Origin of the sequence: Nonomuraea sp. NPDC050394 (genome assembly GCF_044459065.1) — a bacterium.
Taxonomy (GTDB): Bacteria; Actinomycetota; Actinomycetes; order Streptosporangiales; family Streptosporangiaceae; genus Nonomuraea.
Map to the genome: position 1 here is coordinate 1,509,146 of NZ_JBITIO010000001.1, position 23,814 is coordinate 1,532,959.

22 protein-coding genes are annotated in these 23,814 nt (G+C 70.2%); 12 read left to right on the plus strand and 10 right to left on the minus strand.

The genetic code is table 11. The features are described from left to right. Positions 1-19: 19 nt before the first annotated feature. Together ACIBKY_RS07360 and ACIBKY_RS07365 are read right to left on the minus strand one after the other, a co-directional pair. Positions 20-850, minus strand: a complete 831-nt coding sequence (locus ACIBKY_RS07360) for a virginiamycin B lyase (protein ID WP_397095149.1) — start codon at positions 848-850, stop codon at positions 20-22. Next, positions 844-1,530, minus strand: a complete 687-nt coding sequence (locus tag ACIBKY_RS07365; protein WP_397095470.1) for an ATP-binding cassette domain-containing protein — start codon at positions 1,528-1,530, stop codon at positions 844-846. The genes ACIBKY_RS07360 and ACIBKY_RS07365 overlap by 7 nt, the downstream gene beginning before the upstream one ends. A gap of 74 nt (positions 1,531-1,604) precedes the next feature. On the opposite strand from ACIBKY_RS07365, the gene ACIBKY_RS07370 reads away from it, so the two are divergent. Then, on the plus strand, positions 1,605-2,189 hold the full coding sequence (locus tag ACIBKY_RS07370; RefSeq protein WP_397095151.1) for a TetR/AcrR family transcriptional regulator: 585 nt from the start codon (positions 1,605-1,607) through the stop codon (positions 2,187-2,189). 147 nt (positions 2,190-2,336) lie between these two features. On the opposite strand, the gene ACIBKY_RS07375 is transcribed toward ACIBKY_RS07370, so the two are convergent. From ACIBKY_RS07375 to ACIBKY_RS07385, 3 genes are all read right to left on the minus strand, one after another. Then, positions 2,337-4,040, minus strand: coding sequence for a High-affinity nickel-transporter (locus tag ACIBKY_RS07375; protein ID WP_397095472.1), 1,704 nt, complete (start codon positions 4,038-4,040; stop codon positions 2,337-2,339). Positions 4,041-4,042: 2 nt separating this feature from the next. Continuing rightward, entirely contained in the window at positions 4,043-5,251 is a 1,209-nt protein-coding gene (locus ACIBKY_RS07380) for a tetratricopeptide repeat protein (protein ID WP_397095152.1), read from the minus strand. Between the two features lie 245 nt (positions 5,252-5,496). Next, entirely contained in the window at positions 5,497-6,870 is a 1,374-nt protein-coding gene (locus ACIBKY_RS07385) for a DUF4331 domain-containing protein (RefSeq protein WP_397095154.1), read from the minus strand. 188 nt (positions 6,871-7,058) lie between these two features. Here ACIBKY_RS07385 and ACIBKY_RS07390 point away from each other — a divergent pair, with 188 nt between their 5' ends. From ACIBKY_RS07390 to ACIBKY_RS07405, 4 genes are all read left to right on the plus strand, one after another. Further along, the gene (locus tag ACIBKY_RS07390) at positions 7,059-8,792 is read left to right on the plus strand and encodes an ABC transporter ATP-binding protein (RefSeq protein WP_397095156.1); all 1,734 of its coding nucleotides are present in this window, start codon (positions 7,059-7,061) and stop codon (positions 8,790-8,792) included. 46 nt (positions 8,793-8,838) lie between these two features. Further along, entirely contained in the window at positions 8,839-9,264 is a 426-nt protein-coding gene (locus tag ACIBKY_RS07395; protein WP_397095158.1) for a hypothetical protein, read from the plus strand. A gap of 51 nt (positions 9,265-9,315) precedes the next feature. Next, positions 9,316-10,965: a urocanate hydratase gene (gene hutU, locus ACIBKY_RS07400; protein ID WP_397095159.1), complete on the plus strand. Its 1,650-nt coding sequence runs from the start codon at positions 9,316-9,318 to the stop codon at positions 10,963-10,965. Between the two features lie 307 nt (positions 10,966-11,272). Then, on the plus strand, positions 11,273-12,100 hold the full coding sequence (locus ACIBKY_RS07405; RefSeq protein ID WP_397095160.1) for a MurR/RpiR family transcriptional regulator: 828 nt from the start codon (positions 11,273-11,275) through the stop codon (positions 12,098-12,100). Here the strand turns inward: ACIBKY_RS07405 and ACIBKY_RS07410 are convergent. Genes ACIBKY_RS07410 through ACIBKY_RS07420 form a run of 3 tightly spaced genes read right to left on the minus strand, consistent with a single transcriptional unit; the run spans position 12,080 to position 14,318 of the window. Next, complete coding sequence (locus tag ACIBKY_RS07410; RefSeq protein WP_397095161.1) at positions 12,080-12,829, minus strand: ABC transporter permease; 750 nt, start codon at positions 12,827-12,829, stop codon at positions 12,080-12,082. The two genes, ACIBKY_RS07405 and ACIBKY_RS07410, sit on opposite strands and share 21 nt — an antisense overlap. Then, positions 12,826-13,779 carry an ATP-binding cassette domain-containing protein gene (locus tag ACIBKY_RS07415; protein WP_397095162.1) on the minus strand — a complete coding sequence of 318 codons (954 nt, stop codon included), beginning with the start codon at positions 13,777-13,779 and terminating at the stop codon, positions 12,826-12,828. Before ACIBKY_RS07415 ends, ACIBKY_RS07410 begins: the two co-directional genes overlap by 4 nt. 8 nt (positions 13,780-13,787) lie before the next feature. Next, the gene (locus ACIBKY_RS07420; RefSeq protein ID WP_397095163.1) at positions 13,788-14,318 is read right to left on the minus strand and encodes a PadR family transcriptional regulator; all 531 of its coding nucleotides are present in this window, start codon (positions 14,316-14,318) and stop codon (positions 13,788-13,790) included. Between the two features lie 54 nt (positions 14,319-14,372). On the opposite strand from ACIBKY_RS07420, the gene ACIBKY_RS07425 reads away from it, so the two are divergent. The 5 genes from ACIBKY_RS07425 to ACIBKY_RS07445 all read left to right on the plus strand — a co-directional run bounded on the left by ACIBKY_RS07425 (position 14,373) and on the right by ACIBKY_RS07445 (position 19,722). Further along, on the plus strand, positions 14,373-15,059 hold the full coding sequence (locus ACIBKY_RS07425) for an SDR family oxidoreductase (RefSeq protein ID WP_397095164.1): 687 nt from the start codon (positions 14,373-14,375) through the stop codon (positions 15,057-15,059). A 26-nt stretch (positions 15,060-15,085) separates the two neighbouring features. Continuing rightward, entirely contained in the window at positions 15,086-16,240 is a 1,155-nt protein-coding gene (locus tag ACIBKY_RS07430) for an allantoate amidohydrolase (protein ID WP_397095165.1), read from the plus strand. Beyond that, the gene (locus ACIBKY_RS07435) at positions 16,237-17,556 is read left to right on the plus strand and encodes a formimidoylglutamate deiminase (RefSeq protein WP_397095166.1); all 1,320 of its coding nucleotides are present in this window, start codon (positions 16,237-16,239) and stop codon (positions 17,554-17,556) included. Before ACIBKY_RS07430 ends, ACIBKY_RS07435 begins: the two co-directional genes overlap by 4 nt. Then, the gene (gene hutI / locus ACIBKY_RS07440; protein WP_397095168.1) at positions 17,553-18,683 is read left to right on the plus strand and encodes an imidazolonepropionase; all 1,131 of its coding nucleotides are present in this window, start codon (positions 17,553-17,555) and stop codon (positions 18,681-18,683) included. Before ACIBKY_RS07435 ends, hutI begins: the two co-directional genes overlap by 4 nt. A gap of 109 nt (positions 18,684-18,792) precedes the next feature. Next, on the plus strand, positions 18,793-19,722 hold the full coding sequence (locus ACIBKY_RS07445; protein ID WP_379609264.1) for an RNA polymerase sigma factor RpoD/SigA: 930 nt from the start codon (positions 18,793-18,795) through the stop codon (positions 19,720-19,722). Positions 19,723-20,135: 413 nt separating this feature from the next. Here the strand turns inward: ACIBKY_RS07445 and ACIBKY_RS07450 are convergent, their stop codons facing one another. Both ACIBKY_RS07450 and ACIBKY_RS07455 read right to left on the minus strand, forming a co-directional pair. After that, the gene (locus tag ACIBKY_RS07450; protein WP_397095474.1) at positions 20,136-20,429 is read right to left on the minus strand and encodes a PASTA domain-containing protein; all 294 of its coding nucleotides are present in this window, start codon (positions 20,427-20,429) and stop codon (positions 20,136-20,138) included. Positions 20,430-20,972: 543 nt separating this feature from the next. Then, positions 20,973-21,212, minus strand: a complete 240-nt coding sequence (locus tag ACIBKY_RS07455) for a hypothetical protein (protein ID WP_397095170.1) — start codon at positions 21,210-21,212, stop codon at positions 20,973-20,975. Between the two features lie 325 nt (positions 21,213-21,537). On the opposite strand from ACIBKY_RS07455, the gene ACIBKY_RS07460 reads away from it, so the two are divergent. Both ACIBKY_RS07460 and ACIBKY_RS07465 read left to right on the plus strand, forming a co-directional pair. Continuing rightward, entirely contained in the window at positions 21,538-22,779 is a 1,242-nt protein-coding gene (locus tag ACIBKY_RS07460) for a hypothetical protein (RefSeq protein ID WP_397095171.1), read from the plus strand. 588 nt (positions 22,780-23,367) lie between these two features. Continuing rightward, positions 23,368-23,760 (plus strand): hypothetical protein, encoded by a 393-nt coding sequence (locus tag ACIBKY_RS07465; RefSeq protein ID WP_397095173.1) that lies wholly within the window; start codon positions 23,368-23,370, stop codon positions 23,758-23,760. Positions 23,761-23,814 lie beyond the last annotated feature (54 nt).

The following is a 23,814-nucleotide window of genomic DNA, read 5'->3' on the forward strand; positions in this document are numbered from 1 at the left end:
CAAGGCCCGCCGACCTCACTTAGTGACGCACCAGGGCGCCGGATTCCATCGCGACCCAGATCAGGCCGTCGGGCCCGGCCGTGAGGCCGTGGGGTTCGGCGCCTTCCAGGGGAAACTCCTCGATCGTGCCGTCGGTCGTGATGCGGCCCAGCGTGCCGGAGCCCCACTGCGTGAACCAGAGGGCGCCGTCGTGGCCGGTCACGATGGCGTGCGGCCGGGCGGCGCGGTCGGGCAGCGGGAACTCGGTGATCGTGCCGGAGGTGCCGATCCGGCCCACCTGGCCCGCGCCGATCTCCACGAACCACAGCGCGCCGTCCGGACCCGCGCAGATGCCCACCGGGGCGGCGTCCGCCGTGGGCAGCGGGTAGTGCGTCGCCTCGCCGTCCAGGGTGATGCGGCCGATCGCGTTGCCCTGGTTGAGGGTGAACCAGAGCGCGCCGTCCGGCCCGGTCACGATCATCGACGGCATCGCGCCCTCCGTCGCGAGCGGGTAGCGGGTGATCTCGCCGGCCGGGGTGATGCGGCCGATCTGGTCGCCCTGCAACTGCGTGAACCACATGGCCCCGTCGGGGCCCGCGGTGATGCCGTACGGCGAGGCCGTCTCGAAGGCGGTGATCGTGCCGTCCACGGTGATCCGGCCGATCCGGCCGCCGGTGAACTCGGTGAACCACAGCGCGCCGTCGACCCCCGCGGCGATCACGGTCGGCCGGCCGTCGGCGGGGTCGAGCTGGAAGATCGTGGGGTCCATGCCCGGCGTGACCCGGCCGATCCGGCCCTCATGGACCAGCGTGAACCACAGGGCGTCATCGGGGCCGGTGGCGACGCCGTAGGGAGAACCGTCGATCAACATGGGTGGCCTTCCTGTAGGGAGATCTCGGTGCCGGTGAAGCGGCGTCGCAGCGCCCGGTCGTGGGTGACCACCACGAGCGCTCCGCCGTAGCCGTCGAGTGCCTGTTCGAGCTCGACGAGCGTGAGCGAGAGGTGGTTGGTGGGCTCGTCGAGCAGCAGGATCTCCGGCGAGGCCGCCAGCGCGCAGGCCAGCCCCAGCCGCGCCCGCTCGCCGCCGGACAGGCTCGACAGCACGCGTGAACGCTCGATCCGCGCCAGGCCGAGCCCGTGGACCGCCTTGTCGACGCGGGCGTCGGCCTCGTAGCCGCCTCTGGACTCGAAGGAGGTGAGCAGGTCGCCGTACCTGTCCATCTCCTGCGCTTCCGCGGCCTCCCGCATGCCGTCTTCCAGGGCGCGCAGCTCGGCCAGGGCGGCGTCGATGGCCTGCTGGACGGTGTGGTGGCCCGGCAGGTCGAGGGTCTGGCCCAGGTAGCCGACGCCACCTGCCGCCGACACGGTCACCTCGCCGTCGTCCGGCGTCTCCACCCCGGCGATCAGCCGGAGCAGCGTGGACTTGCCGGAACCGTTCTCGCCCACGATCCCCATGCGCTCGCCCGGGCGGACGCTGAAGGTGATCTGGTGGAGGACGCGGCGTTCGCCGTACGTCTTCGAGACTCCCTTGAGGGTGAGCTGTGTGGTCAGAGTGGTACTCCAATCGCAACTTGTGTAGCGTTAAAGTAGCACGGCTCGATCGGCTAATGCAACTGGAGTAGACTTTGACGACGACGCGTCCCGGGGGTCGCAGTGCTCGCGTACGCGATGCCGTACGGCAGGCCACGCTCACCGAACTGGCCGAACACGGCTACACCGGGCTGACGGTGGAGAACGTGGCGCTCCGGTCGGGCGTACACAAGACGACCGTGTACCGCCGGTGGGGAAACGCCGAAGGGCTGATCGCGGACGCGCTGGAGCTCGCGCAGGGGGAGCCGTGGCCGGTGCCCGACACCGGCTCACTCCGGGAGGATCTGCGGGAGATCGCCCGGCTGGTGCGCAGTGGGTTCGCCGACCCCGTGGCCGGGCCAGTCGCCGCCGCGTTCGTGGCGGCCGCCGTGCAGAGCGGCGGCGCCGCCCGGTCGCTGCACGACTTCTTCGTGGCCCGCCACCAACAGGCGGCCAAGGTGGTCGAACGGGCTGTTGAGCGCGGCGAGCTTCCACCGGGCACGGACGCCGCCGACGTGGTCAGGATGGCCGTCGCCCCCATCTACTACCGGCTGTTCGTCACCCACGAGCCGGTCACCGAGCGCGACGCCGAACGCGCGGCCGACGCCGCCGCCGCGGCCGCCCGCGAGGGCATCATCTAACCGGCCCGGACGTCACCTGGCGTCTGCGCGGCGTTTCGATGGCTTCCGGGGCGGGCGTCGGGTGGCTTGGGGGTTGGGCGTCTGGTGGCTTCCGGGTTGGGCGTCGGGTGGCTTCGGGGTTGGGCGGTTCTCGGGGGTGGGCCGTTGTCAGAGGATGCCTGCCGCTGACCTGATGGCCAGGCCGGCGCCCAGGAGGACGACCATCGCGGCGGTGCCGACCGGGGCCAGGCCGGACAGGCGGGCGGCGATACGGTGACCGGTCGCGGCGCGGCGTTCCAGGCGGTCGGCCAGTTTGACCAGGAGCAGGCCGGTGACGGTGAGGGTGGCCGCCATGCCCAGACCGTAGGCGGCGACGAGCGCGATGCCGAACCAGGTACGGCCCAGCCCGATCGCCCCCAGCAGCACGATCAGCGCCGACGGACTCGGCACCAGCCCGCCTGCCACCCCCAGCCCCACCAGCCCCCGCCTCCGATACCCCCGCCCGGCGCCGTGCTCGTGCCCGACCGCTTCGGGGTCGTCATGCTCGCCACCGTGCCCGGCCACGAGGGTGCCGACGCCGCTCCCCTGGCCAGACTCACCCTTGTGTCCCCGCCCCAGCGCGGCCGTATGCCCATGTCCGCGGCCGTGCCCGTGCTCATGTCCGTGCTCATGCTCATGCCCGTGCTCATGCCCGTGCTCATGCTCATGTCCGTGCCCGTGCCCGTGCTCATGTCCGTGCCCATGTCCATGTCCATGTCCATGTCCGTGGCCGTGGCCGTGCCCGTGGGTGAGGTTTCGGGAGGTGAGGAGTTTGATGCCGATTGCGGCGATCAGTACCCCGCTGGCCACGCCGAGCCAGGACAGCACCGACTCCCCGGCCAAAGCGGTGAACGCGCTCAGCAACAGCCCCACCACCAGGACGGCGGCCGTGTGGGTGGCCGTCACCGTGGCACCCACCACGAGCGCGTCGCGCGGGCGGCCCCTGCGACCGGCCAGGTAGGCGGCCATGATGGTCTTGCCGTGTCCGGGGATCAGCGCGTGCCCCGCGCCGAGCAGGACCGCCAGCAACACCGCGAGCAGTCCAAGCGGCAGGGTGAGGCCGTCGGCGCCGATCAGGTAGGTGAAGGTCCGGTCCACGAAGGCGAGTGCCTCCCCGATGGGCCCGCCGATCGCGGGCGCCGCGAGCCCGCCACCGGTCCCCAACTCGCCGTTTCCCGGCTTGCCGCCGGGTCCCTCTTCGGTGCGGGTTCCGGGCCCGCTATCTGTCCCCAGCCCACCTTGAACGGGCCCGCTGTCCGTCTCCAGCCCACCTGGACCGGGCTCGCCGGTCGTGGGGGAGGAGCCGGGGGTGGTGGTGAAGGTGGCGGTGTGCTGGTTCAGGGGGTTGGACAGGAGGTCGTCGGGGTAGCGGCGGAGTTCGTCGCTCACGCTGGTCGTGCCGACGTTCGAGCCCGCGAGCCGGACGCCGTCCCCCACGGCGGTGATCTCCCGCCAGCCGATCCTTTCCTGCTGATAAAGGTCCTCAAAGGTGACGCCGCCGGAAATGTCGCCGGGGTTGGCCGTCAGTTCGCACGTCAACCGGCTGGTTCGCAGGCCACCCTGCCCAGGGGTGAACGCGAAGGCCGCGGAGGTGACCCGCCACGGCACCGCCGTACCGTCGATGACCAGGCGTTGTGCCCGCGCCAGCGCGGCACACTCCGCGGCGGCCGACACCCCGTCGCCCGCCTGCAGCGTGGGCAGTTCGGCCAGGTCCACCACGGCGGTGTTCTCGATCCGATCGGGAAGAACGCGCAGCCCGTTGTGGTGGTTGACGGTGAAGTTGCCCAGCGGATGGGCCAGGAGGGCGCCGGACAGCACCAGCGACGCGATCATGCTCACGAGAACCTCGCAAGGGCGGGCAGGGACGGGTCGAAGGCCGGGTTGAGGCGCTCGGCCGGGATGGAGGAGGGGCGGCGGCCGAGGGCTCGTTCGATCTCGGCGCGGTGGTGGTACAGGATCGCGTTGCGCCACCCGCCCGCCGTCGCCTTCTCCGCGTACGGCAGCGCCTCCCTCGACCGCCCCGCCCGGTGCAGAGCCCAGGCCAGAGCGTCGGCGGCGACCGGGTTGCGGTTGTCGGCGTACTCGGCGCGGGCGAGGCGGACGGCGGCGGCGGGCGAGCCGTGGTAGGCCTCGAACTCCGCCCAGGTCAGGGCGTCGCGGACGCCGGCCTCCTCGTAGAGGCGCCGCTGGGCCTTCAGGAGCGTCCAGTCGGCGGGCAGCCCGGCCTTGATGCGCGTCTCGCCCTGTTCGAGCAGGTATTGGGGGAGGGGCAGCCGGTTCACGACCGTCTGGTAGAGCTCCAGCGCCTCGGGGAGACGGCCGGAGAGGGCGGCGACACGGGCGCGTCCGGCCATCGCGGGCACGTAGGCGGGCAAGGCCTGCTGCGCCCGCGTGTACCAGCGGTCCGCCTCCCACAGCGCGCCGGAGCGCAGCGACAGCTCGCCGAGGTAGTAGCGGGTGAAGGCGAGGTCGGCCGGCAGGTACGCGTCCTCGTGCGCGAGCCGCATCAACTCCGTCGCCGAGGCGGTGTCGCCGCGCAACTCGGCGGCATACGAGGCGCGGGTGAACGACGGCACCCCGGGGCGCAGGGCGAGCATCTTGTCCACGGCGCGCTGGGCGCCGGGCAGGTCGCCGAGCTGGGTGAGGGCGTCGGCCAGGATGCCGTGGGCGGTCGAGCTGTAGGCGTTGACGGAGATGGCCTGCTCGGCCAGCCGTACCGCCTGCTTGAACTCGTGGCGGCCGGCGGCGAGGGCCGCGCGGCCGGTCAGGACGGCGTCGTCGCGTGGCGCGAGCGCGGCGGCCTTGGCCAGCGCGCCCTCGGCCTTCGGGTAGTGGGCGGGGTCGCCGGTGATCCTGGCCTGTTCGATCCGCTCCATGCCGAGCTGGGCCCAGGAGCGGTGGTCGCCGGGCAGCCGGGCCAGGCGCGCCTGCAGCGTCTCGGTGAACACGGCGGGTTGTCCGGCCTGGGGCGCCGGCGGGGCGAGCACCGCGTAGGCGGTCAGCGCCAGGGCTCCGGCCAGGGCGAGCGCGACGATCCAGCGCATGGCGGGTGGCTCCGTTCAGGGTGGAGATGACAGGCGGCCGCGATGGGTCCGGGAGGTGAGATGACAGGCGGCCGCGATGGGTCCGGGAGGTGAGATGACAGGCCGGCCGCGATGGGTCGGGGGTTTGAGATGACCGGCCGGCCGCGACGGGGAGCGGCCGGCCGGTCGGACGGCGGGCGTTCGGGAGTGTCGCCCGCCGGGGGGACCGGCCGCTCCCGGAGAGGAGGAGCGGCCGGGTGGTGGCTCTATCGCTGGTTCACCGCGACATTGCTGGGCAGCGGGATGTACGGGAACGTGGCGCCGAACATCTTGTCGTTCTGGTCGACCTTGTCGGTCAGCGCCGGGATGAGCTTGCCCGTCACCGCCGCGCCGGCCACGGCCTGGAGCTCGATGTCCACGACGTCGTCGCCGAGCCGCCGGCCGTTCGGGAAGCCCTGCAGGTCACCGGCGAGCACGCCGAGCCGGTTCGGGTCCTTCGTGGGCGGGATCGACATGTTGAGCCGCATCATCTCGGCGGGACGCAGCTTGCCCGCGTCCTTGTTGAGCGTCTGCGAGTTCAGGTCGGCCATGATCGGGCCGTTGCCCTTGGCGATGCCGGTCAGGAAGATCTGGACCAGGTCGTTGCGCGGGGTGGCCGGGGCCTTGATGCCGTAGATGGACTCGAGGAGCCTGGCCAGCTCGGGGTCGGTGACCCGCTTGACCACGGCCGGGACGTCGGCGTCCTTCTCCGGGGGCAGGGCGTTGAACGCGTCCTTCAGCCCCGCGGGCACCACGAGCTCGTTGACCAGTGGCTCGCCCAGGCGCGAGACCTGCTTGTAGCCGTTGGGGCCCCACTTGTCGGTGGTGGACCACACGCCGATGACCGGGTTGCGCTTGGCGTCGGCCTTGAGCGCCAGGTCCTTGGCCGCGACCTGCAGGCCCAGCGTGTGGACGTTGTAGCCCTTGAGCGTGTCCTGGCCGACCTCGGACAGGTTGCCGCCGTACAGCAGGTCGAAGACGCGCAGGTCGAGGAAGAACGCCTCGTCGGACTGCCCGGCGAAGGTCTTGCCGCCGGGGATGCTGGTGATCGCCTGTGAGCGCAGCGTGCCGTAGTCGGGCATCGAGGCGGGCCCGACGTTGCTGGGGGCGACGACGCCGTTGGCGACGAGGGTGCTGGTGCCGCTCTCGGTGATCCGCTTGAGCGTGTAGCGCTGGCGGTAGAGCAGGTTCTGGTCGTTGAGCGAGGTGACGGGCCCGTTGTTGTACAGGAACGTGTCGTTTCCGCGCTTGTCCTCGTCGCGGAAGGTCCACTGGTAGGTGATGTCGGGCTTGGCGTCGCCGTCGTTGTCGATCTTGATGTTGTAACGGGACTTGGTGTCGAAGAAGTAGAAGTTGGGGCCGCCCTGAGGCTCCTCGAACGGGATCCAGTTGGCGAGCAGGGTGACGGTGTCGGGCTTGTCGGGGCTGACGAACGCGTAGACGTCGGTGTTGTCGTTACGCGGGTCGCCCGAGATCGCCGGTGCCTCGCGGTGCGAGGAAGCCGTGCCGGTGTCGGTACGGAGCAGGGCGAACGAGGAGGCGGTCAATGCCGCCGCGACGCCCAGTCCGACAAGGGCGCGCCGGTTGATCCGGAGCTCCATGTTCGGTCCTTTCAGTCTGGTCCTGGCTGAGGTTCCGGCCGGGTTCCTCGACGCCCTATTCGCGCGACTCCTCCTCGGGGATGAGAAGTCAATCAAAGTTGACATACTTAGGTCGTCAATTTAGGTTGACGGGTACGGATGGGGCCGTTCGTTCGTTGGAGTTATCGGAAATTCCGGAAAGGGGAACTATGGACGAGGACGCAGGGGGAAAGGCGCCGTTCAAGGTGCTGATCGGGTACCTCAGGCCGCATCGGGGGATCCTGGCGCTGGGCGGCGTGCTCAGCCTGATCGGCTCGATCGCCGGCCTGGCCATGCCGCTGCTGGCCAAGTACGTGGTCGACGCGTTCGGCGCCAAGCAGTCCATGGCCGCGCCGCTGATCGGGCTCACGATCGCGGTGCTGGTCGGCGCGGTCGTCTCGGCCGGGGGCAGCTACCTGATGGAGCGCACCGGTGAGGGCATCGTCCTCGGGGCGCGGCGCAAGCTCGTCGACCGCCTGCTCAGGCTGCGCGTGGCCGACGTGGACCGGCTCAAGCCCGGTGACCTGCTGTCACGGGTGACCGGCGACACGACGCTGCTGCGCTCGGTGCTGACCAACGGCATCGTCGACTCCATCGGCTCCGTCTTCATGCTCGTCGGCGCGATCGTCATGATGGCCGCGATGGACGGCATCCTGCTGCTGGTGACGCTGCTGGTCATCGTCGTCATCGGCGGGCTCGTGGCGCTGGTCATGCCGAAGATCCAGAAGGCCCAGCACCAGGCGCAGGAGGCCGTGGGCGAGATGGGCGCGGTGCTCGACCGGGCGCTGCAGGCGTACCGGACGGTCAAGGCGAGCGGCGCGGAGGAGCGCGAGGTCGAGGTCGTCGGCGAGGCGGCGGTGCGCGCCCGCGACCGCGGCCTGCAAGTGGCGGGCTGGACCTCGCTGGCCGGTGTGGCCACCTGGATGGCGGTCCAGATCGCGTTCCTGTGCGTGCTGGCGGTCGGCGGCGCCCGGGTGGCCTCGGGCACGCTGGAGGTCTCGGCGCTGATCGCGTTCCTGCTCTACCTCTTCTACCTGGTGGCGCCGATCGGCCAGCTCGTCGAGGGCGCGGTGCAGCTGCAGAACGGCCTGGCCGCGCTGAAGCGCATCCGCGAGATCGAGGACCTGCCCGCCGAGCCCGCCTCGGCCCCGACGGTCCGCGAGGGCGCGCCGGTCGGCGTGACCTTCGAGGACGTCACCTTTCAGTACGGCGAGGACCGTGAACAGGTGCACCACGGCGTCACGTTCGACGTGCCACCCGGCGGCCTGACCGCGCTCGTGGGCCCGTCGGGAGCGGGCAAGTCGACGGTCTTCGCGCTGCTGGAGCGCTTCTACGACCACCAGGGCGGGACGATCACCGTCGGCGGCAGGGAGATCCGCGACTGGCCGCTCGGCGACCTGCGCGCCACGCTCGGCTACGTGGAGCAGGACGCGCCCGTGCTGGCCGGGACGCTGCGGGAGAACCTGCTGTTCGCCGCCGAGGACGCCGGCGACGACGACCTGTGGCGGGCGGTGCGGCGTACGCGCCTCGACGACCTGGTCTCCCGGCTGCCGGAGGGGCTGGAGACGCCGGTCGGGCACCGGGGCGTCCTGCTGTCGGGCGGCGAGCGGCAACGGGTGGCCATCGCCCGCGCGCTGCTGCGCAAGCCCCGGCTGCTGCTGCTCGACGAGGCCACCTCACAGCTGGACGCGGTCAACGAGCTGCGCCTGCGCGAGGTGATCGCGGAGGTGGCCAGGGAGACCACCGTGCTGGTCATCGCCCACCGGCTGTCGACCGTCACCAATGCCGACCGCATCGTGGTCATGGAGGCGGGCACGGTGCGGGCCATGGGCACGCACGACGAACTGGTGGGCGCCGACGAGCTCTACCGCGAGCTGGCCGCGACCCAGTTCCTGGTGAGCTAGTCCGGTATTGGTACGTTTGTCCGTTATGCGAGTAAAGAGACTGGCAATGACTGTCCTGCTACTGGCCGGTTCGGCCGCCGCCCTCGGGTCCGCCCCGGCCCAGGCCGCGACCGGTCAGTGCGCGGGCAACCGTATCGAGCACCTCGCGGTCAAGACCTCCGGCGGCACGACCAAAGGCCACCTGAACATCTATTACAACCCCTCCAGCGGCTACAACTGCGCCCGCCTGGACTCGTACGGCAGCCACTGGGGCCGCACCAAGCAGATGTCGGTCACCCTGCACACCTGCAAGAACAAGACCTCCGACTACTTCTCCTGCAAGTCCATCCAGATCGCCAACGACGACGGCCACTACGCCAAGTACGCCGGTCCGGTGAAGGTGTACGGCAAGGGCCGCTGCATCGCCGCCTCCGCGGTCATCGACGCCGGGCGAAACGAGGCCGTCAAGGTGACTCCCTGCTATCACTGCTGACCTGTACTCTTCGAGTGACATAGGTGAATATGTTCATTCAGAGGAGACTTCATGAGCAGGGTCGTCCGCGCGCCGAGGGGTAACACGCTCACCGCCAAGGGGTGGTCGCAGGAGGCGGCGCTCCGCATGCTCCAGAACAACCTGGACCCGGAGGTCGCCGAACATCCCGAGCAGCTGGTCGTCTACGGCGGCTCCGGGAAGGCCGCACGCGACTGGCCCTCGTTCGACGCGATGGTCCGCACGCTGACCACGCTTGAGGGCGACGAGACGCTGCTGGTGCAGTCGGGCCGCCCGGTCGGCGTGTTCCGCACGCACGAGTGGGCGCCCCGCGTCCTCATCGCCAACTCCAACCTGGTGCCGGACTGGGCCAACTGGGAGGAGTTCCGCAGGCTGGAGGCCGCCGGCCTCACCATGTACGGCCAGATGACCGCCGGATCCTGGATCTACATCGGCACCCAGGGCATCCTCCAGGGCACCTACGAGACGTTCGCCGCCGTGGCCGCCAAGCGCTTCGGCGGCACCCTCGCCGGGACGATCACGCTCACGGCCGGGCTCGGCGGCATGGGCGGCGCCCAGCCCCTCGCGGTCACCATGAACGGCGGCGTGGCCATCTGCGTCGACTGCGACCCGCGCAGCGTCTCCCGGCGCATCGAGCACCGCTACCTCGACGTCGAGGCGTCCTCCTTGGACGAGGCGCTGCGCCTGGCCTACCAGGCCCGCGACGAGCGCCGCCCGCTGTCCATCGGCGTCGTCGCCAACGCCGCCGACGCCCTGCCCGACCTGCTGGCCCGCGGCGCCGAGATCGACATCGTCACCGACCAGACCTCGGCGCACGACCCGCTGATGTACCTGCCGCAGGGGATCGCCTTCGAGGACATGTCCGCCGCGCGCGAGAAGGACCCCGCGGGATTCACGCGGAAGGCCCGCGAGTCCATGGCCAAGCACGTCGAGGCCATGGTCGGCTTCAAGGACGCCGGCGCCGAGGTCTTCGACTACGGCAACTCCATCCGCGGCGAGGCCCAGCTCGCCGGCTACTCCCGCGCCTTCGACTTCCCCGGCTTCGTGCCCGCCTACATCCGGCCGCTGTTCTGCGAGGGCAAGGGCCCGTTCCGCTGGGCGGCGCTGTCCGGCTCGCCCGAGGACATCCACAAGACCGACCAGGCCATCCTGGAACTCTTCCCCGAAAACGAGCAACTGGCCCGCTGGATCCGCAAGGCCGGAGAGAAGGTCCACTTCCAGGGCCTGCCCGCGCGCATCTGCTGGCTCGGGTACGGCGAGCGGAACCTGGCCGGCGAACGCTTCAACGACATGGTGGCCAGCGGCGAACTCCAGGCGCCCATCGTCATCGGGCGCGACCACCTCGACAGCGGTTCGGTGGCCTCGCCGTACCGGGAGACCGAGGCCATGGCCGACGGCTCGGACGCCATCGCCGACTGGCCGCTGCTCAACGCCATGCTCAACACCGCCTCCGGCGCCGCGTGGGTCTCGATCCACCACGGCGGCGGCGTCGGCATCGGCCGCTCCATCCACTCCGGCCAGGTGACCGTGGCCGACGGCACCGCGCTGGCCAGGGAGAAGGTCAGCCGCGTGCTCACCAACGACCCGGGCACCGGCGTGATGCGGCACGTCGACGCGGGCTACGAGGAGGCGGCCGCGGTCGCCGACGAGCGCGGCGTCCGCATCCCCATGCGAGAGTCGTAGATCCCTCCATGCGAGAGCCCGTCCTCCCGACGCGGGAGTCCCTTCCCTCATCGCGTGAGCCCGGCCTCTCGACGGGGGAGTCCCTTCCCTCGTTGCGGGAGTCCCTTCTCTCGTTGCGGGAGGTTCTGATCCGTTACGGCTCCGCCGCACCGCCGCCTCCCGCCGCCGTGGGTCGCGCCCGATCGTCGGGCGCTTCTCACGCCGGACGTGGCGCCCGCCGCCACAAGGCCCGCCTGACCGGCCAAGTGGTGCCCACATTTCGGGATACGTGGGATGGGATCGCATGAGTGACGGTGTTGGAGGTGGCGTGACGCATTCCGGGCTTGAGGCGCTGCTCGACGGGCGGCGCCTGTCGCCTGTGCAGCGCCGGATCGCGCATTACCTGTCCGAGCACCTCGATGACGCGATCTTCCTGTCCAGCGTCGAACTGGCCGAGCGCTCGGGGGTCAGTCAGCCGTCGGTCACCAGGTTCGCGATGGTCCTGGGCTTCGCCGGATACCCCGAGCTCAAGCAGGCCCTGCGGCCGCTCGTCCTCGGTGGGCCGCGCCCCGCCGAGGACTCGCTGATCCGCACCGCGCTCGACGACGAGATCCGCAACCTGTCGGCCGTGCGCGAGCGGCTGAGCGCCCTGCCGATCAAGGAACTGGGCGAGGCGCTGGCCGCCACCGAGCCGCTGCCGGTGCTCGGGCTGCGGGTGTCGTCGGGCCTCGCCACCACGTTCGGCTACTACGCCCGCCGGATCCACCCCGACGTGCGGCTGCTGGTCCACGGCGGCTCCGAGCTGATCGACGGGCTGCACGCGGCGCGCCGCGCGGGCGCGGGGTGGGTGCTGGCGGTCGTGCTGCCCAGGTATCCGGCGGAAGCCGTACAGGCTCTGGAATATGCCGAGAAGGCGGGGCTGCGGACGGCGGTCATCACCGACCGGCCGGACTTTCCCGCCGAGGTCGTGCTCGACGCCCCGGTCGGCGACCGGCTCGTCTTCGACTCCCACGCCGCGCCGCTCGCGCTGGCCATGGCCCTGGTCGAGGCCATGGCCGACGCGGCGCCGCTGCGCACCCAGGCGCGGCTGGAGGAGTACGAGAAGATGACCGAGGAGACCGGGACCTTCTCCGAGCTACCCGGCGATTCTCCGTAGAGACCGCACGGACCAGGTCACTGTCAGCAGGGCGAGGCCGAGCATGATGGCGAAGGCCAGCGGCACGTTGACGTCGCCGAAGTTACCGGCGAACAGCGCGCGGCCCGCCTCGACCGGGTGGTAGAAGGGCGTGAACCAGGAGACCTTCTCCAGCCAGTCCGGGCCGAAGGCCATCGGCAGCAGCGCGCCCGACAGCAGCATCAGCGGCAGCGCGAAGAACTGCATGATCTGTCCCATGGCGTTCTCGTCACGCAGGCTCAGCGCCAGGCCGTAGGCCACGCCGGAGGAGAACAGCCCGGTGAGCGCCAGCAGGAGCACCATGAGCAGCAGACCGGCGGCGCCGACCCGCATACCCATGATCACCGCCACCACCATCACGATGATCGACTGGATCACCAGCACGACCACGTCGCGCAGCATCCGGCCCAGGACGATCGCCGGGCGCCGGGTCGGGCTGACCGCGATGCGCTCCAGGACGCCGCTGCGCATCTCGTAGATCGTGCCGTACGCGACGCCCATCGAGCCGAACAGCGCGGTGATCACCAGCATGCCGGGGGCGAAGCTGGTCAGCGCCTGCCCGAGATCACCGGCGAACCCCATGCCGGCGAACAGCGGGGCGAACAGCAGCAGGTACATGACCGGCTGCATGATGCCGAACAACGGCCAGATCGGGTTGCGCAGCGTGTTCCTGACCTCGTAGGCGAAGAAGAGCGAGGTGTCGCGGATCATACGGCGGCTCCCGTGTCCCTGAGCGAGCGTCCGGTCTTGGCGAGGAAGACGTCGTCGAGCGTCGAGCGGTCCAGCGCGATCGAGCGCAACTCCAGCCGCTCCTCTTCGAGCCGCCTGAGCAGGGCGGGCAGCATGTGCTCGCCGTCGTCGAGATAGACGCGCAGCACGTCCTCGTCCACGCGGGCGGCGCGGGCCAGCGGGCCCAGCGCCTCGGCCGCGCGGTCGAGCTCGTCCAGGCGCAGGGTGACCACGTCGCCGGAGACCTCGCGCTTGAGGCCGGACGGGGTGCCCTCGGCCACGACCACGCCGTGGTCCACGATCGCCAGCCGGTCGCACAGGGCGTCGGCCTCGTCGAGGTAGTGGGTGCTGAGCAGTACGCTCGTGCCCATCTCGCGCAGCTCGCGGATGCGGTCCCAGAGGTTGGCGCGGTTCTGCGGGTCCAGGCCCGTCGTGGGCTCGTCGAGGAAGAGCAGCGGGGGCGCGTGCACCAGCCCGAGCGCGATGGCCACCCGCCGCTTCTGGCCCCCCGACAGGGTACGGCCCGGCCGGTCGGCCAGCTCCAGCAGGTCGAACCGGCGCAGCACGTCCTCGGCCGCCCGGCCCGGATCGGCCACGCCATAGATCTTGGCCGCGAAGACGATCTGCGCGCGCGGGCTGTTGCCCTCCTCCACGCCGCCTGCCTGGGAGACGTAGCCGAGGTTGCTCCGTACACCCGCGGGGTCCTTGAGCAGGTCGTGACCGGCGACGACGGCCTGACCGGCGTCGGGGACGATCAGCGTGGCGAGCATTCTGATCGTGGTCGTCTTGCCCGCCCCGTTGGGGCCGAGCACGCCGAAGATCTCGCCCTTCTTCACCGCGAGGTCCACGCCCTTGACGGCCTCGACCGTCTGGACGCCCTTTCTGCTCTTGGTGGTGAAGGTCTTCCTTAAGTCCGTAGCTTGAATGATCATCGTTCTCCTCAGGGAAGCTCGTCGGCTTCCACCTTTTTCACGGCTTCCTCGCACCAGGCGAGCTGGGCCTTGAGCATGCCGATGTTGAGCTTGAGGTTCTCGTCGATGTGCCGGGGCGCGCCCGCGCCCCGCTTGGCGCCGAGGGCCCGCTCGGTCATCGCGATCGCCATCGTGAGCTGCTCCTTCCTGCCGCGCAGCGCGCCGAGCAGCTCGGGCTTGCCGAGCCGGTCCATGAACGTCATCGCGACCTGGAACGGGTCGACGATCGGCTTGATCTCGTTCCAGAACGTCATGAGCAGATGGAAGAACTGGTAGCGGCCGTCGTCGCTGAGCGCGTAGACGGTCTTGCCGCCCTTGCCGCTCTCCACGACGTCCAGCAGTCCTTCGTCGGCCATCTTCGACAGACCGTGGTAGATCGACCCGTAGGCCACGTTGGCCCAGAAGTCTGCGCCCATCATCTCCAGCTGCCTCCTGACCTGGTAGCCGTTGAGCGGGCCGTCGAGCAGGGTGCCGAGGATGAGTACACGCGTCGAAGACATGCTCAAGTTTGAGTTCAAATTTGAGTGCGTGTCAAGGGTGGCTAGGGTGACGGCATGAGTGAACGACCGATCGCGCTGGTGACGGGGGCTTCTCGCGGGGTGGGCGCGGCCGTCGCGCGGGCCTTGGCGCCGACCCACCGACTGATCCTCGGCGGACGCGACGAGAAGGCACTGGCCGAGGTGGCCGCGGACCTTCCCGGCGCCCGGGTGTGGCCGGTGGAGCTGACCGGCCTGCGGGCCGCGGACCTGCCGGACGTCGAGCGCCTGGACGTGCTCGTGCACAGCGCGGGCGTGGCGGAGCTGTCCCGCATCGCCGACACCCCCGCGAGCGTCTGGCGCGACACCTACGAGATCAACGTGGTGGCCGTCGCCGAGCTGACCCGGCTGCTGTTGCCCGCCCTGCGCGCCGCCGAAGGCCACGTCGTGTGCGTCAACTCCGGTGCCGGCCAGCGTGCCAACCCGGGCTGGGCCTCCTACGCCGCCAGCAAGTTCGCGCTGCGCGCCTTCGCCGACGCCCTGCGCCAGGAGGAGCCCGCGCTCCGCGTCACCAGCCTCTACCCCGGCCGTGTGGCCACCGACATGCAACGTTCGGTGCGTGAGCAGGAGGGCGGCGCGTTCGAGCCGGCCAAGTACCTGGCCGCGGAGACCGTGGCCGGGGCGGTTCTCGGCGCCGTCACCGCGGGCGCCGACGCCCACCTGACCGATCTCACCCTCCGTCCCCGGAGCGGCCCTGTCACATGAATGGATTCATTCACTAGAGTGACCCCATGCTTGGAGAACTTGCGCACATCGGGCGGGATCCCGCGACCAACGGCTATGTCCGGGATGCCTGGTCGGCCGCGGACCTGGAGCTGCGGGAATGGTTCGCCGGGGAGGCGGGCCGGCGCGGCCTCGATCTGCGCGAGGACCGCAACGGCAACCTCTGGGCGTGGTGGGGCGACCCGTCGGTGACGCCGGGCGTGGTCACGGGCAGCCACCTCGACTCGGTACGGCAGGGCGGCGCCTACGACGGCCCCCTCGGAGTCGTGTCGGCCTTCCAGGCGCTCGACCTGGTCAGGGAGCGGGGATTCCAGCCGGGCCGGCCGCTCGGCATCGCCTGCTTCACCGACGAGGAGGGCGCCAGGTTCGGGGTGCCGTGCATGGGCTCGCGCCTGCTGACCGGTGTCCTCGATCCCGACCGGGCCAGAGGGCTGGCCGACGACGACGGGCGCACGCTGGCCGAGGTGCTGGCGGCGGCGGGGCGCAAGCCGTACGGGCTGGGGAAGGACGAGGAGACGCTCGGGCACGTCGGCGTCTTCGTCGAGCTGCACGTCGAGCAGGGCAGAGGGCTGGTCGACCGCGGCCGGCCGGTCGGCGTGGCCAGCGCGATCTGGCCGCACGGACGCTGGCGCTTCGACTTCCGCGGCCAGGCCAACCACGCGGGCACCACGCGCCTGGAGGATCGCGACGACCCGATGCTCGCCTACGCGGCCAAGGTGCTGGCCGCCCGTGAGGCGGCCGGCCGCTACGGCGTGGTCGCGACGTTCGGGAAGGTGCGCGTCTCGCCGAACAACGCCAACGCCATCCCCGGACAGGTCTCGGCGTGGCTGGACGCCAGGGGCGCCTGGGAGCGCGCGGTACGGGCGCTGGTGGCGGAACTGAGCGCGGGCGAGCAGGTCAGCGAGGAGTCCTGGACGCCGGTGGTCGACTTCGACGAGACCCTGCGGGATCGCGTGGCCGCGGCGGCCGGAGACGTGCCGGTCCTGGCGACCGGGGCCGGGCACGACGCGGGCATCCTCGCCTCGGCCGGGGTGCCGTCGGCGATGCTGTTCGTGCGCAACCCGACCGGCATCTCCCACTCGCCCGCCGAGCACGCCGAGGAGGCCGACTGCGCGGCCGGGGTCGAGGCGCTCGCCCATGTCCTGGAGGACCTGTGCCGATGACCTACTGGTGCGAGCAGGCGTGGCTGCCCACGGGCGCCGCGGAGAGTGTGATCGTCGAGGTCGAGGGCGAGCGCGTCGCGGCGGTCACCCAGGGCCCGCCGCCGCCCGGCGCGCGGCGGCTGCCGGGGATCACGGTGCCGGGGCTGGCCAACGCCCACTCCCACGCCTTCCACCGGGCGCTGCGCGGCGCCACCCAGACCGGCAGGGGCGACTTCTGGACCTGGCGCGACCAGATGTACGAGATCGCCGCCCGGCTCGACCCCGACTCCTACCTGACCCTCGCGCGCGCCGTCTACGCCGAGATGGCGATGGCCGGGATCACCTGCGTCGGCGAGTTCCACTACCTGCACCACGCCCCCGGCGGGCGTCCCTACGCCGACCCCAACGCCATGGGACACGCGCTCGTGACGGCCGCCCGCGAGGCCGGGCTGCGCATCGCGCTGCTCGACACCTGCTACCTGACCGGCGGCATCGGCACGCCGCTGGCCGGCGCGCAGGTCCGCTTCGGCGACGGCGACGCCGAACGGTGGGCCAGGCGGGCCGAGGACCTGGCCGCGCACTACGCCGGCCAGTCCGGTGTGGTGGCCGGGGCCGCGATCCACTCGGTGCGCGCGGTGCCACCCGAGCAGATGCCGCTGGTCGCGGAGTTCGCCCACCAGCACGCCGCGCCGCTGCACGCCCACGTCTCCGAGCAGCGGGCCGAGAACGCCGCCTGCGTCGAGAGGTACGCGGCCACGCCGGTGCAGGTCCTGCACGAGCACGGCGCGCTGGGCCCGCGCTCGACCGCCGTGCACGCCACCCACCTCACCGACGCCGACGTCGAACTGCTCGGCGGCTCGCGCACGCACGTCTGCATGTGCCCGACCACCGAACGCGACCTGGCCGACGGCATCGGCCCGGCCAGGACGCTCTTCGACAAGGGCGCGCCGATCACCCTCGGCTCCGACAGCCACGCGGTGATCGACCTGTTCGAGGAGGCGCGGGCGGTCGAACTCGACGAGCGCCTGGCCAGCGAGAAGCGCGGTCACTGGCGCGCCGCCGAGCTCCTGTCGGCCGCGACGGTCGCCGGCCACGCCTCGCTGGGCTTCCCTGACGCGGGGGTGCTGGCCGAGGGCGCGTGGGCCGACCTCGTCACGGTCCGCCTCGACTCCGTCCGTACGGCCGGCGCCACGGGAGCCGAAGCGGTGGTCTTCGCCGCGACGGCGGCAGACGTGTACTCGGTGGTCTCCTCGGGCCGCCAGATCGTGGCCGACGGCCACCACATTTCCGGAAATGTCGGTCAGATGTTGGCCGAGGCGATTGGAGCCCTGCGGTGAGCGCGAAACTGATCGACGGCATCGGCCTCCTCTACACGGGCGACCCCGCCCGAGAGGAGATCGCGGACGCCGCCATGGTCGTCGAGGACGGCCGCGTCGTCTGGACCGGCCCCGCGGCCGAGGCGCCGGAGGCCGACGAACGCGAGGACGCCGCCGGGCGCTGCGTCATCCCCGGCTTCGTGGACAGCCACGCCCACCTGGTCTTCGCCGGTGACCGTACCGCCGAGTTCGACGCGCGCATGTCCGGCCAGCCGTACACGGCCGGTGGCATCCGCACCACCGTCGCCGCCACGCGCGCCGCCAGTGACGCCGAACTGGCCACGCACGCCGCCGCGCTCCTCGGCGAGATGCGGCGCCAGGGCACCACGACCGTCGAGATCAAGAGCGGCTACGGGCTCAGCGTCGAGGACGAGCGGCGCTCGCTGGAGATCGCCTCCGGGCTCGTCGACGAGACCACCTATCTGGGCGCCCACGTGGTGCCCGCCGGGGTGGACGCCGACGACTACGTGCGGCTCGTGGCAGGGGAGATGCTGGCGGCCTGCGCGCCGTACGCGAAATGGGTGGACGTCTTCTGCGAGCGCGGCGCGTTCGACGGCGACCAGACGCGGGAGATCCTCACCGCGGGCATCAAGGCCGGGCTGCTGCCGAGGGTCCACGCCAACCAGCTCACCGAGGGGCCGGGCGTGCGGATCGCCGTCGAGCTCGGGGCGGCCTCCGCCGACCACTGCACGCACCTGTCGGACGCGGACGTGGACGCGCTGGCCTCGTCCGGGACCGTGGCCACGCTGCTGCCGGGGGCGGAGTTCTCGACGCGCTCGCCGTACCCGGACGCGCGGCGGCTCATCGACGCCGGAGCCACCGTGGCCATCGCGACCGACTGCAACCCCGGCTCGTCGTTCACCTCCTCGATGCCGTTCTGCATCGCGCTGGCCGTACGGGAGATGAGGATGACGCCGCTGGAAGCCATCAGGGCGGCCACGTACGGCGGCGCCCGCGCGCTCCGGCGGGAGGACGTCGGCGTGCTGCGGCCGGGGTCGCGCGCGGACTACGTGACCCTCGACGCGCCCTCGTATGTGCACCTCGCATACCGCCCAGGCGTACCCTTGGTAGCGGCCGTCTCCTCCTGAAGGAGGACAACCAGAACCATCCCAGCGGCGTACCTGTTTAGGGAATCTTTGCTTCGGACCACACGTTGGCCGGGTATAGAACGCAGCTGCGGGAACGAGGTGCCTGGGGATGGCAAGGCCTACGGGGAGTCGCACGCAGGAGGTCGCAGAACGCGACCTGCTCGGAACCTATCTGGCGGAGATAGGCCGGGTCCCGCTGCTCACCGCCGAAGAGGAGGTCGAGCTCGCCAAGCGGATCGAAGCGGGGCTTTTCGCCGAGCAACTGCTCGACAGCGGCGGCTCGGAGCCCCGCATCGGGGACGTCGCCGACGAGGAGCTCGAACGGCTGGCGATATCGGGACAGCGGGCGAAGGACGAGTTCATCCAGGCCAACCTCCGGCTGGTCGTGGCGGTTGCCCGGAAGTACTCCGGGCGGGGGATGCCGCTGATCGACCTGGTCCAGGAGGGGAACCTGGGACTGGTGCGAGCGGTGGAGAAGTTCGACTACCAGCGGGGGTACAAGTTCTCGACGTACGCCACGTGGTGGATCAGGCAGTCGGTCGGACGAGCCATCCACGAACAGGCTCGCCCCGTACGGCTGCCCACGCACGCCGGTGAGCAGATGACCCGGCTGATGCGGGTACGGCGCGACATGCTGGCCGAGTTCGACACTGAGCCCACTGATGACGACCTCGCTCAGGTCCTCGAACTGCCCATCGAGCGGGTTCGCGAACTGCGCCGGTGGGCGTCCGACCCCGTGTCGCTGCAGCTTGGCGTCGGTGACGAGGACGAGACCGAGCTTGGCGACATGATCGCGGACGAGACGTGGGCGGACCCCGAGCAGCAGGCGATCGAGATCCTTGAGCGTGAGCGGCTCGACCAGTGGCTGACCGACCTGGAGGGCGACACCTCCGAGATGCTGCGGTGGCGGTACGGGCTGGTGGACGGGCGCGAACACACGCTGACCGAGGTCGGAGAGCGGTACGGGATCGGCCGGGACCGGGCCCGGCGCATCGAAAGGGACGCGTTGGCCCGACTCCGCAAGATGGCTGCCGCCTAAAAGCAAGGTCATCGCCTTGGGCGCGCTTCGCGCTCTTGGGGCTCAGGCGTTTCTCCGGTCGAGCTGAAGCTCGACCCCTGTCGGGCCTCCGCTTCGCTCCGGGCGCCTTTCTTGGGGCCCACCCCTTGCCCAGCTGGGTGGCAGGCCAGCTCCTGCCCACCCGTGCTGGTTGGGGTGTGGGCCGGTTGGGTGTCCTTGGCCGGGAACCGGTTTGGCCGGGCAATGTGTTCTGGGTCTTTGGTGCTCTGGGGTGATGCCGTCCTCTCGGTGCCCGGAGGCTGAGTCTGGAGGCGGTGGGTCTGAGCGGTGCTCGTGCCCGTGGGTGGCGCCGGCCCTGATGGGATGCCGTCTTCAGAGCTTCCGGACTCCGCACGCCATGGACCGAATCGGCCAATGGCGTCCATCGCTTGTGGCTATTCGCCGTGCTTCTTGGCCCACAGGGTGATGCGGGTGGCCGGGTCTGCCTTGCGGCCCGCGGCAGGTGTCTGCCTGGTGACGACCCAGTTGCGGTCGTAGATCTGAAGCCGGTCCTGCCCGGTGGCGTCCTGGTCGTCGAGGAAGTAGAAGCCGGCGGCCTGCATGGTGTCCTGGGCGGCTTGGAGGTTCATGCCGACGACATTGGGGATCTTCGCTCTCGCGGCTGACGGTTGCGGGAGTTCAGGTGATGGTGTCGGGGGAGCCTGGCTGGGGCTGGACGGTGACGTGATGGTCGTGGCGGGCGCCGGTGCTGACGGGCCTGCCGTACCGGGGGATGTGCAGGCGGCGCACGCGAGGGCGAGTACGGCGATCGAGCTGAGGGGGATTCGCATGAACGCACTCCTTGCCTGAGGTAGGCCCGCAGTGTGCCCCGCGACGGATGCGATCCGGTTGACACCGCCTTTCTGAGCGGACATCCCGGACATGGGTTCCGAGACGGGGCCATCGATGGATCTGGGAAGTTTGTATTCGGTCGGACTGCCTTCTTGAGGCCGCATCCCCTGCCGGTTGGGGTATGGGCCGGCTGGGCGTCCTTGACGACTCAGAGAGTTCCTTCTTTCAGGCCGCTCCCGGCAGCCGGGAAGCGTGTCCTCGGGACTCCGCCTCCAGATGCTCGCGCAGTTCATCCAGCGTGGCTCCGCACCGGACGTTGGAGAGCCCGCCGTGTGCGGGGACCGTGACTGTGCGGACCGCGTACCAGCCCCCGCCGGCAGCGTCTGAGATCGCCCAACCGGGGTACGCGCGGATCAGCTCGCGCAAGCTCACACCCATGCCTAGTCATCCACCATCGCCTCTGACGGTGGATGCGTGGCGCGGAGTCGTGAGGAGAGCGCCTGATCCGCAGCTTCTTGTGTCCTCAACTGTTGGGCGAGCTGGGGTACGTCGTCCGCATCGAGGGTCTGGTAAAGGCCGGTCCGTTGCGTGTTGCCCATAAACGGCCTGCTGAACTGCGCCACATGCAACCAGCCGGGAAATGCCGCTTGGAGGCCTTCGAGAATAACCGGCGTTGACATGGGATCAGCGTGCTTACTCGCGAGTGACGAACCCACCGCGTTGTCGAGACGTCCAGGACGTTACGGCGTTACGCTCAAAACGTCCCTGACGTCCTCAGTCCTCCGAGGGGTACCGTGGCCAACGTCGCCCTACGTCGCGCCATGCTTAACACTCAGGCTGATCGGTGTGGGGCGGACGTCAAGACGGTAGAACGCTGGTCAGGACGAGACTCGTATACCGCATCTGCTGCACCAGTGGTCCGCAGCAGAGGCACTTGGAGTTGAGACAGCCGTGTTATGGCCAGACGCAATCCGCAATACGGTAAAAACGGGGCCGGACCGAGAAGTGCTGACCGTTTATCCGTATCGTTCCGCCTGCCCGAAATCTATCTGGCGCAACCTCATCAACGCGGCGCGCAACGAGATCGTGTTCGCTGGCTACACGAATTACTTCTTGTGGCTGGAACACCCCAACCTGGCCAAGGTTCTCACGCGAAAGGCGCAGCAGGGCTGCAAGGTGCGGTTCCTCGTCGGCGACCCGGAGAGCGATGTCACCCGCCGCCGGGAGGATGTGGAGAACGTCCCACTGACCGTTTCCACGCGCATCCGCATCACGCTGTCGGAGATCGAGCAGCTACGCGACGTCCCGGGAGCCGAGGCCCGTTACGGTGACGAGCACATCGCCATGAGCGTTTTCCGGTTCGACGCGGAGATGCTCGTCACGCCCCATCTGGCCAAGCTCGTCGGGCACGACTCGCCGATGTGCACCTGCGCCGGTATCAGGACGACGGTCTGTTCGACCGGTTCGCGTACCACGCTTCTGAGCCGTGGAGCAACGGACGCGACGTGTGGCAACAGCCCGAGGCCACAGCCCAGACGCTCGGTCACTGACCGTGCGGCAATCGTCTCGGACGGCCGTGGGCCCCCAAGGATCGCACGGGACCATGTCCCCAGCCGGGAGCAGGAATGGGCCCTGGCCTCACTCGCAACTGATGTGCCTGTGCGGCAAGAGGGCGAACCTCAGGGAGCCGAAGTGTCCGGAGAACAGGGGGAAGCTCACTTGGCGCAACATTTCCGGCCCTCTGACTCAGAACGTGTTCTGACGTACACCGCGGGAATGAGCGCTGACCGTGTCGGCGCAGTGACTTTTTCCGATCTGTCGAGAAACCCGCGAGCGGTCGCCGAGCGTGCGGCGCGCCTTGGACGGGTGCGTGTCACCCATCGAGATGCTCCTGACTTCTATCTGACCGTGGCTGAGCGCGAAGAGGATCGCGAACGGACGATGGCCACGGCGTCCCGGCTGTTGCTTGCGTTGATCAAGCATGATCCCACCGCGCATGCGCTGGTCATCGCCATGCCGGACGTCTTCCCCTGGGTTCGCCATCTGTCTTCGGCCGAGTTGCGGGCGTTCACGCTGGAACTGGTCCGGGCACTCTCCGACGCCGCCGAGCTTGACGTCGATGCCACCATCCACGAGGTCATCGCGGGCTGGCAGGCCACTGCCAGAATCAAGGCGGATCCACTGCGCTACAGCGAGGCTCGCAAACCCACGAGCGGTGACTTCGGGCCGGTGCAGGGTTCGGCGTGAGCCCGAAGCGCGGAGATCGGGTTACGGCGCCGCCTCCGGATGACGAGTGGGACGTTCGATTCGGCACAAGCGACGCGGTCCGGGGCTGGGAAGAGCGTTGCCGCCATGCTCTGGCCAACACGCGGCGATGTTTCGAGTCGCTGCGGGTTGATCCCCGTACGGGGTCCAGGCACTCCCCGGCGTGGCCGAAGTAGAAGTTCGAGGTCACCAGCGGCGGGCGCGTGCGTTATGTCATCGATGACGCCACTCGTACCGTGTGGGTGATCTACGCGTCACCTCGGCATCCCAAGGACACCGAGTAGGCGACTCCAGTCACGGGACCGGTCCCGATCGGGCCGGGCTAGCTTGCGGTGTCCGGATGGCGCGCAGTGCCCATGGGCCCGGTCGGTGCCCGGTTGTGGTTCGTCGCCGCGGCACAGCTCGTGCCGGACGCTTTCGGTGATCTCGGTGACCGAGCGTGGCGCGGCCGAACAGCCGCGACGGCGCATGCGGCACAATGAACACCACCCAGGTCGTCGATGAGCGGTCGCCTGCGCGCAGGGCGTGTTACAAGATCGCGACTGTTGACCGTTACGGAGGCCGTAAGTCGTGGAACCGCCGTTGGCCCGGCCGAACCGATCCGGGTGGCTGAAGGGCCTCGGGCTGGTCGTTCTTGGCATCGCGTCGGGTGTGGCGCTTTCCGTCGTGGCGCACTGGCCGCGGTCCGAGGTGGTGTACCGCAGCGATCAGCCGGCCACGGTGGCGTACGTCGACGACTCCAAGCATCTGCTGGCCCTGGTACGCGAGAGCACCCTTCTCGGGGACTCACACCACATCGTCGTAGGCCGGGATCCCAGCCTCTCCTACGGGCACCGGGTGGGCATCGAAACGTCCGCCGCCTCCGTGAAGACGACAGAATGGACGACCGCCGGGGTGCGGGTGCTTTTCGACACCGGGCACGAACTGTTCATCCCTGCCAGATACTTCATCGGGGGCCGGTGAGGCGCCGGGACGCTTGATCGACTGAGGGGAGAAGGCTCGCTAAGGTGAGGCGTT

Excerpts from the sequence above, each read along its gene's own strand:
- ACIBKY_RS07425 (WP_397095164.1), top strand. The coding sequence starts at position 14,373 with ATGAGTGAACGACCGATCGCGCTGGTGACGGGGGCTTCTCGCGGGGTG.
- ACIBKY_RS07385 (WP_397095154.1), bottom strand. The coding sequence starts at position 6,870 with ATGGAGCTCCGGATCAACCGGCGCGCCCTTGTCGGACTGGGCGTCGCG.
- ACIBKY_RS07375 (WP_397095472.1), bottom strand. The coding sequence starts at position 4,040 with ATGATCGCGTCGCTGGTGCTGTCCGGCGCCCTCCTGGCCCATCCGCTG.
- ACIBKY_RS07455 (WP_397095170.1), bottom strand. The coding sequence starts at position 21,212 with ATGTCAACGCCGGTTATTCTCGAAGGCCTCCAAGCGGCATTTCCCGGC.
- ACIBKY_RS07360 (WP_397095149.1), bottom strand. The coding sequence starts at position 850 with ATGTTGATCGACGGTTCTCCCTACGGCGTCGCCACCGGCCCCGATGAC.
- ACIBKY_RS07415 (WP_397095162.1), bottom strand. The coding sequence starts at position 13,779 with ATGATCATTCAAGCTACGGACTTAAGGAAGACCTTCACCACCAAGAGC.
- ACIBKY_RS07435 (WP_397095166.1), top strand. The coding sequence starts at position 16,237 with ATGACCTACTGGTGCGAGCAGGCGTGGCTGCCCACGGGCGCCGCGGAG.
- ACIBKY_RS07430 (WP_397095165.1), top strand. The coding sequence starts at position 15,086 with ATGCTTGGAGAACTTGCGCACATCGGGCGGGATCCCGCGACCAACGGC.
- ACIBKY_RS07395 (WP_397095158.1), top strand. The coding sequence starts at position 8,839 with ATGACTGTCCTGCTACTGGCCGGTTCGGCCGCCGCCCTCGGGTCCGCC.
- ACIBKY_RS07410 (WP_397095161.1), bottom strand. The coding sequence starts at position 12,829 with ATGATCCGCGACACCTCGCTCTTCTTCGCCTACGAGGTCAGGAACACG.
- ACIBKY_RS07390 (WP_397095156.1), top strand. The coding sequence starts at position 7,059 with ATGGACGAGGACGCAGGGGGAAAGGCGCCGTTCAAGGTGCTGATCGGG.
- ACIBKY_RS07445 (WP_379609264.1), top strand. The coding sequence starts at position 18,793 with ATGGCAAGGCCTACGGGGAGTCGCACGCAGGAGGTCGCAGAACGCGAC.
- hutU (WP_397095159.1), top strand. The coding sequence starts at position 9,316 with ATGAGCAGGGTCGTCCGCGCGCCGAGGGGTAACACGCTCACCGCCAAG.
- ACIBKY_RS07380 (WP_397095152.1), bottom strand. The coding sequence starts at position 5,251 with ATGCGCTGGATCGTCGCGCTCGCCCTGGCCGGAGCCCTGGCGCTGACC.
- ACIBKY_RS07420 (WP_397095163.1), bottom strand. The coding sequence starts at position 14,318 with ATGTCTTCGACGCGTGTACTCATCCTCGGCACCCTGCTCGACGGCCCG.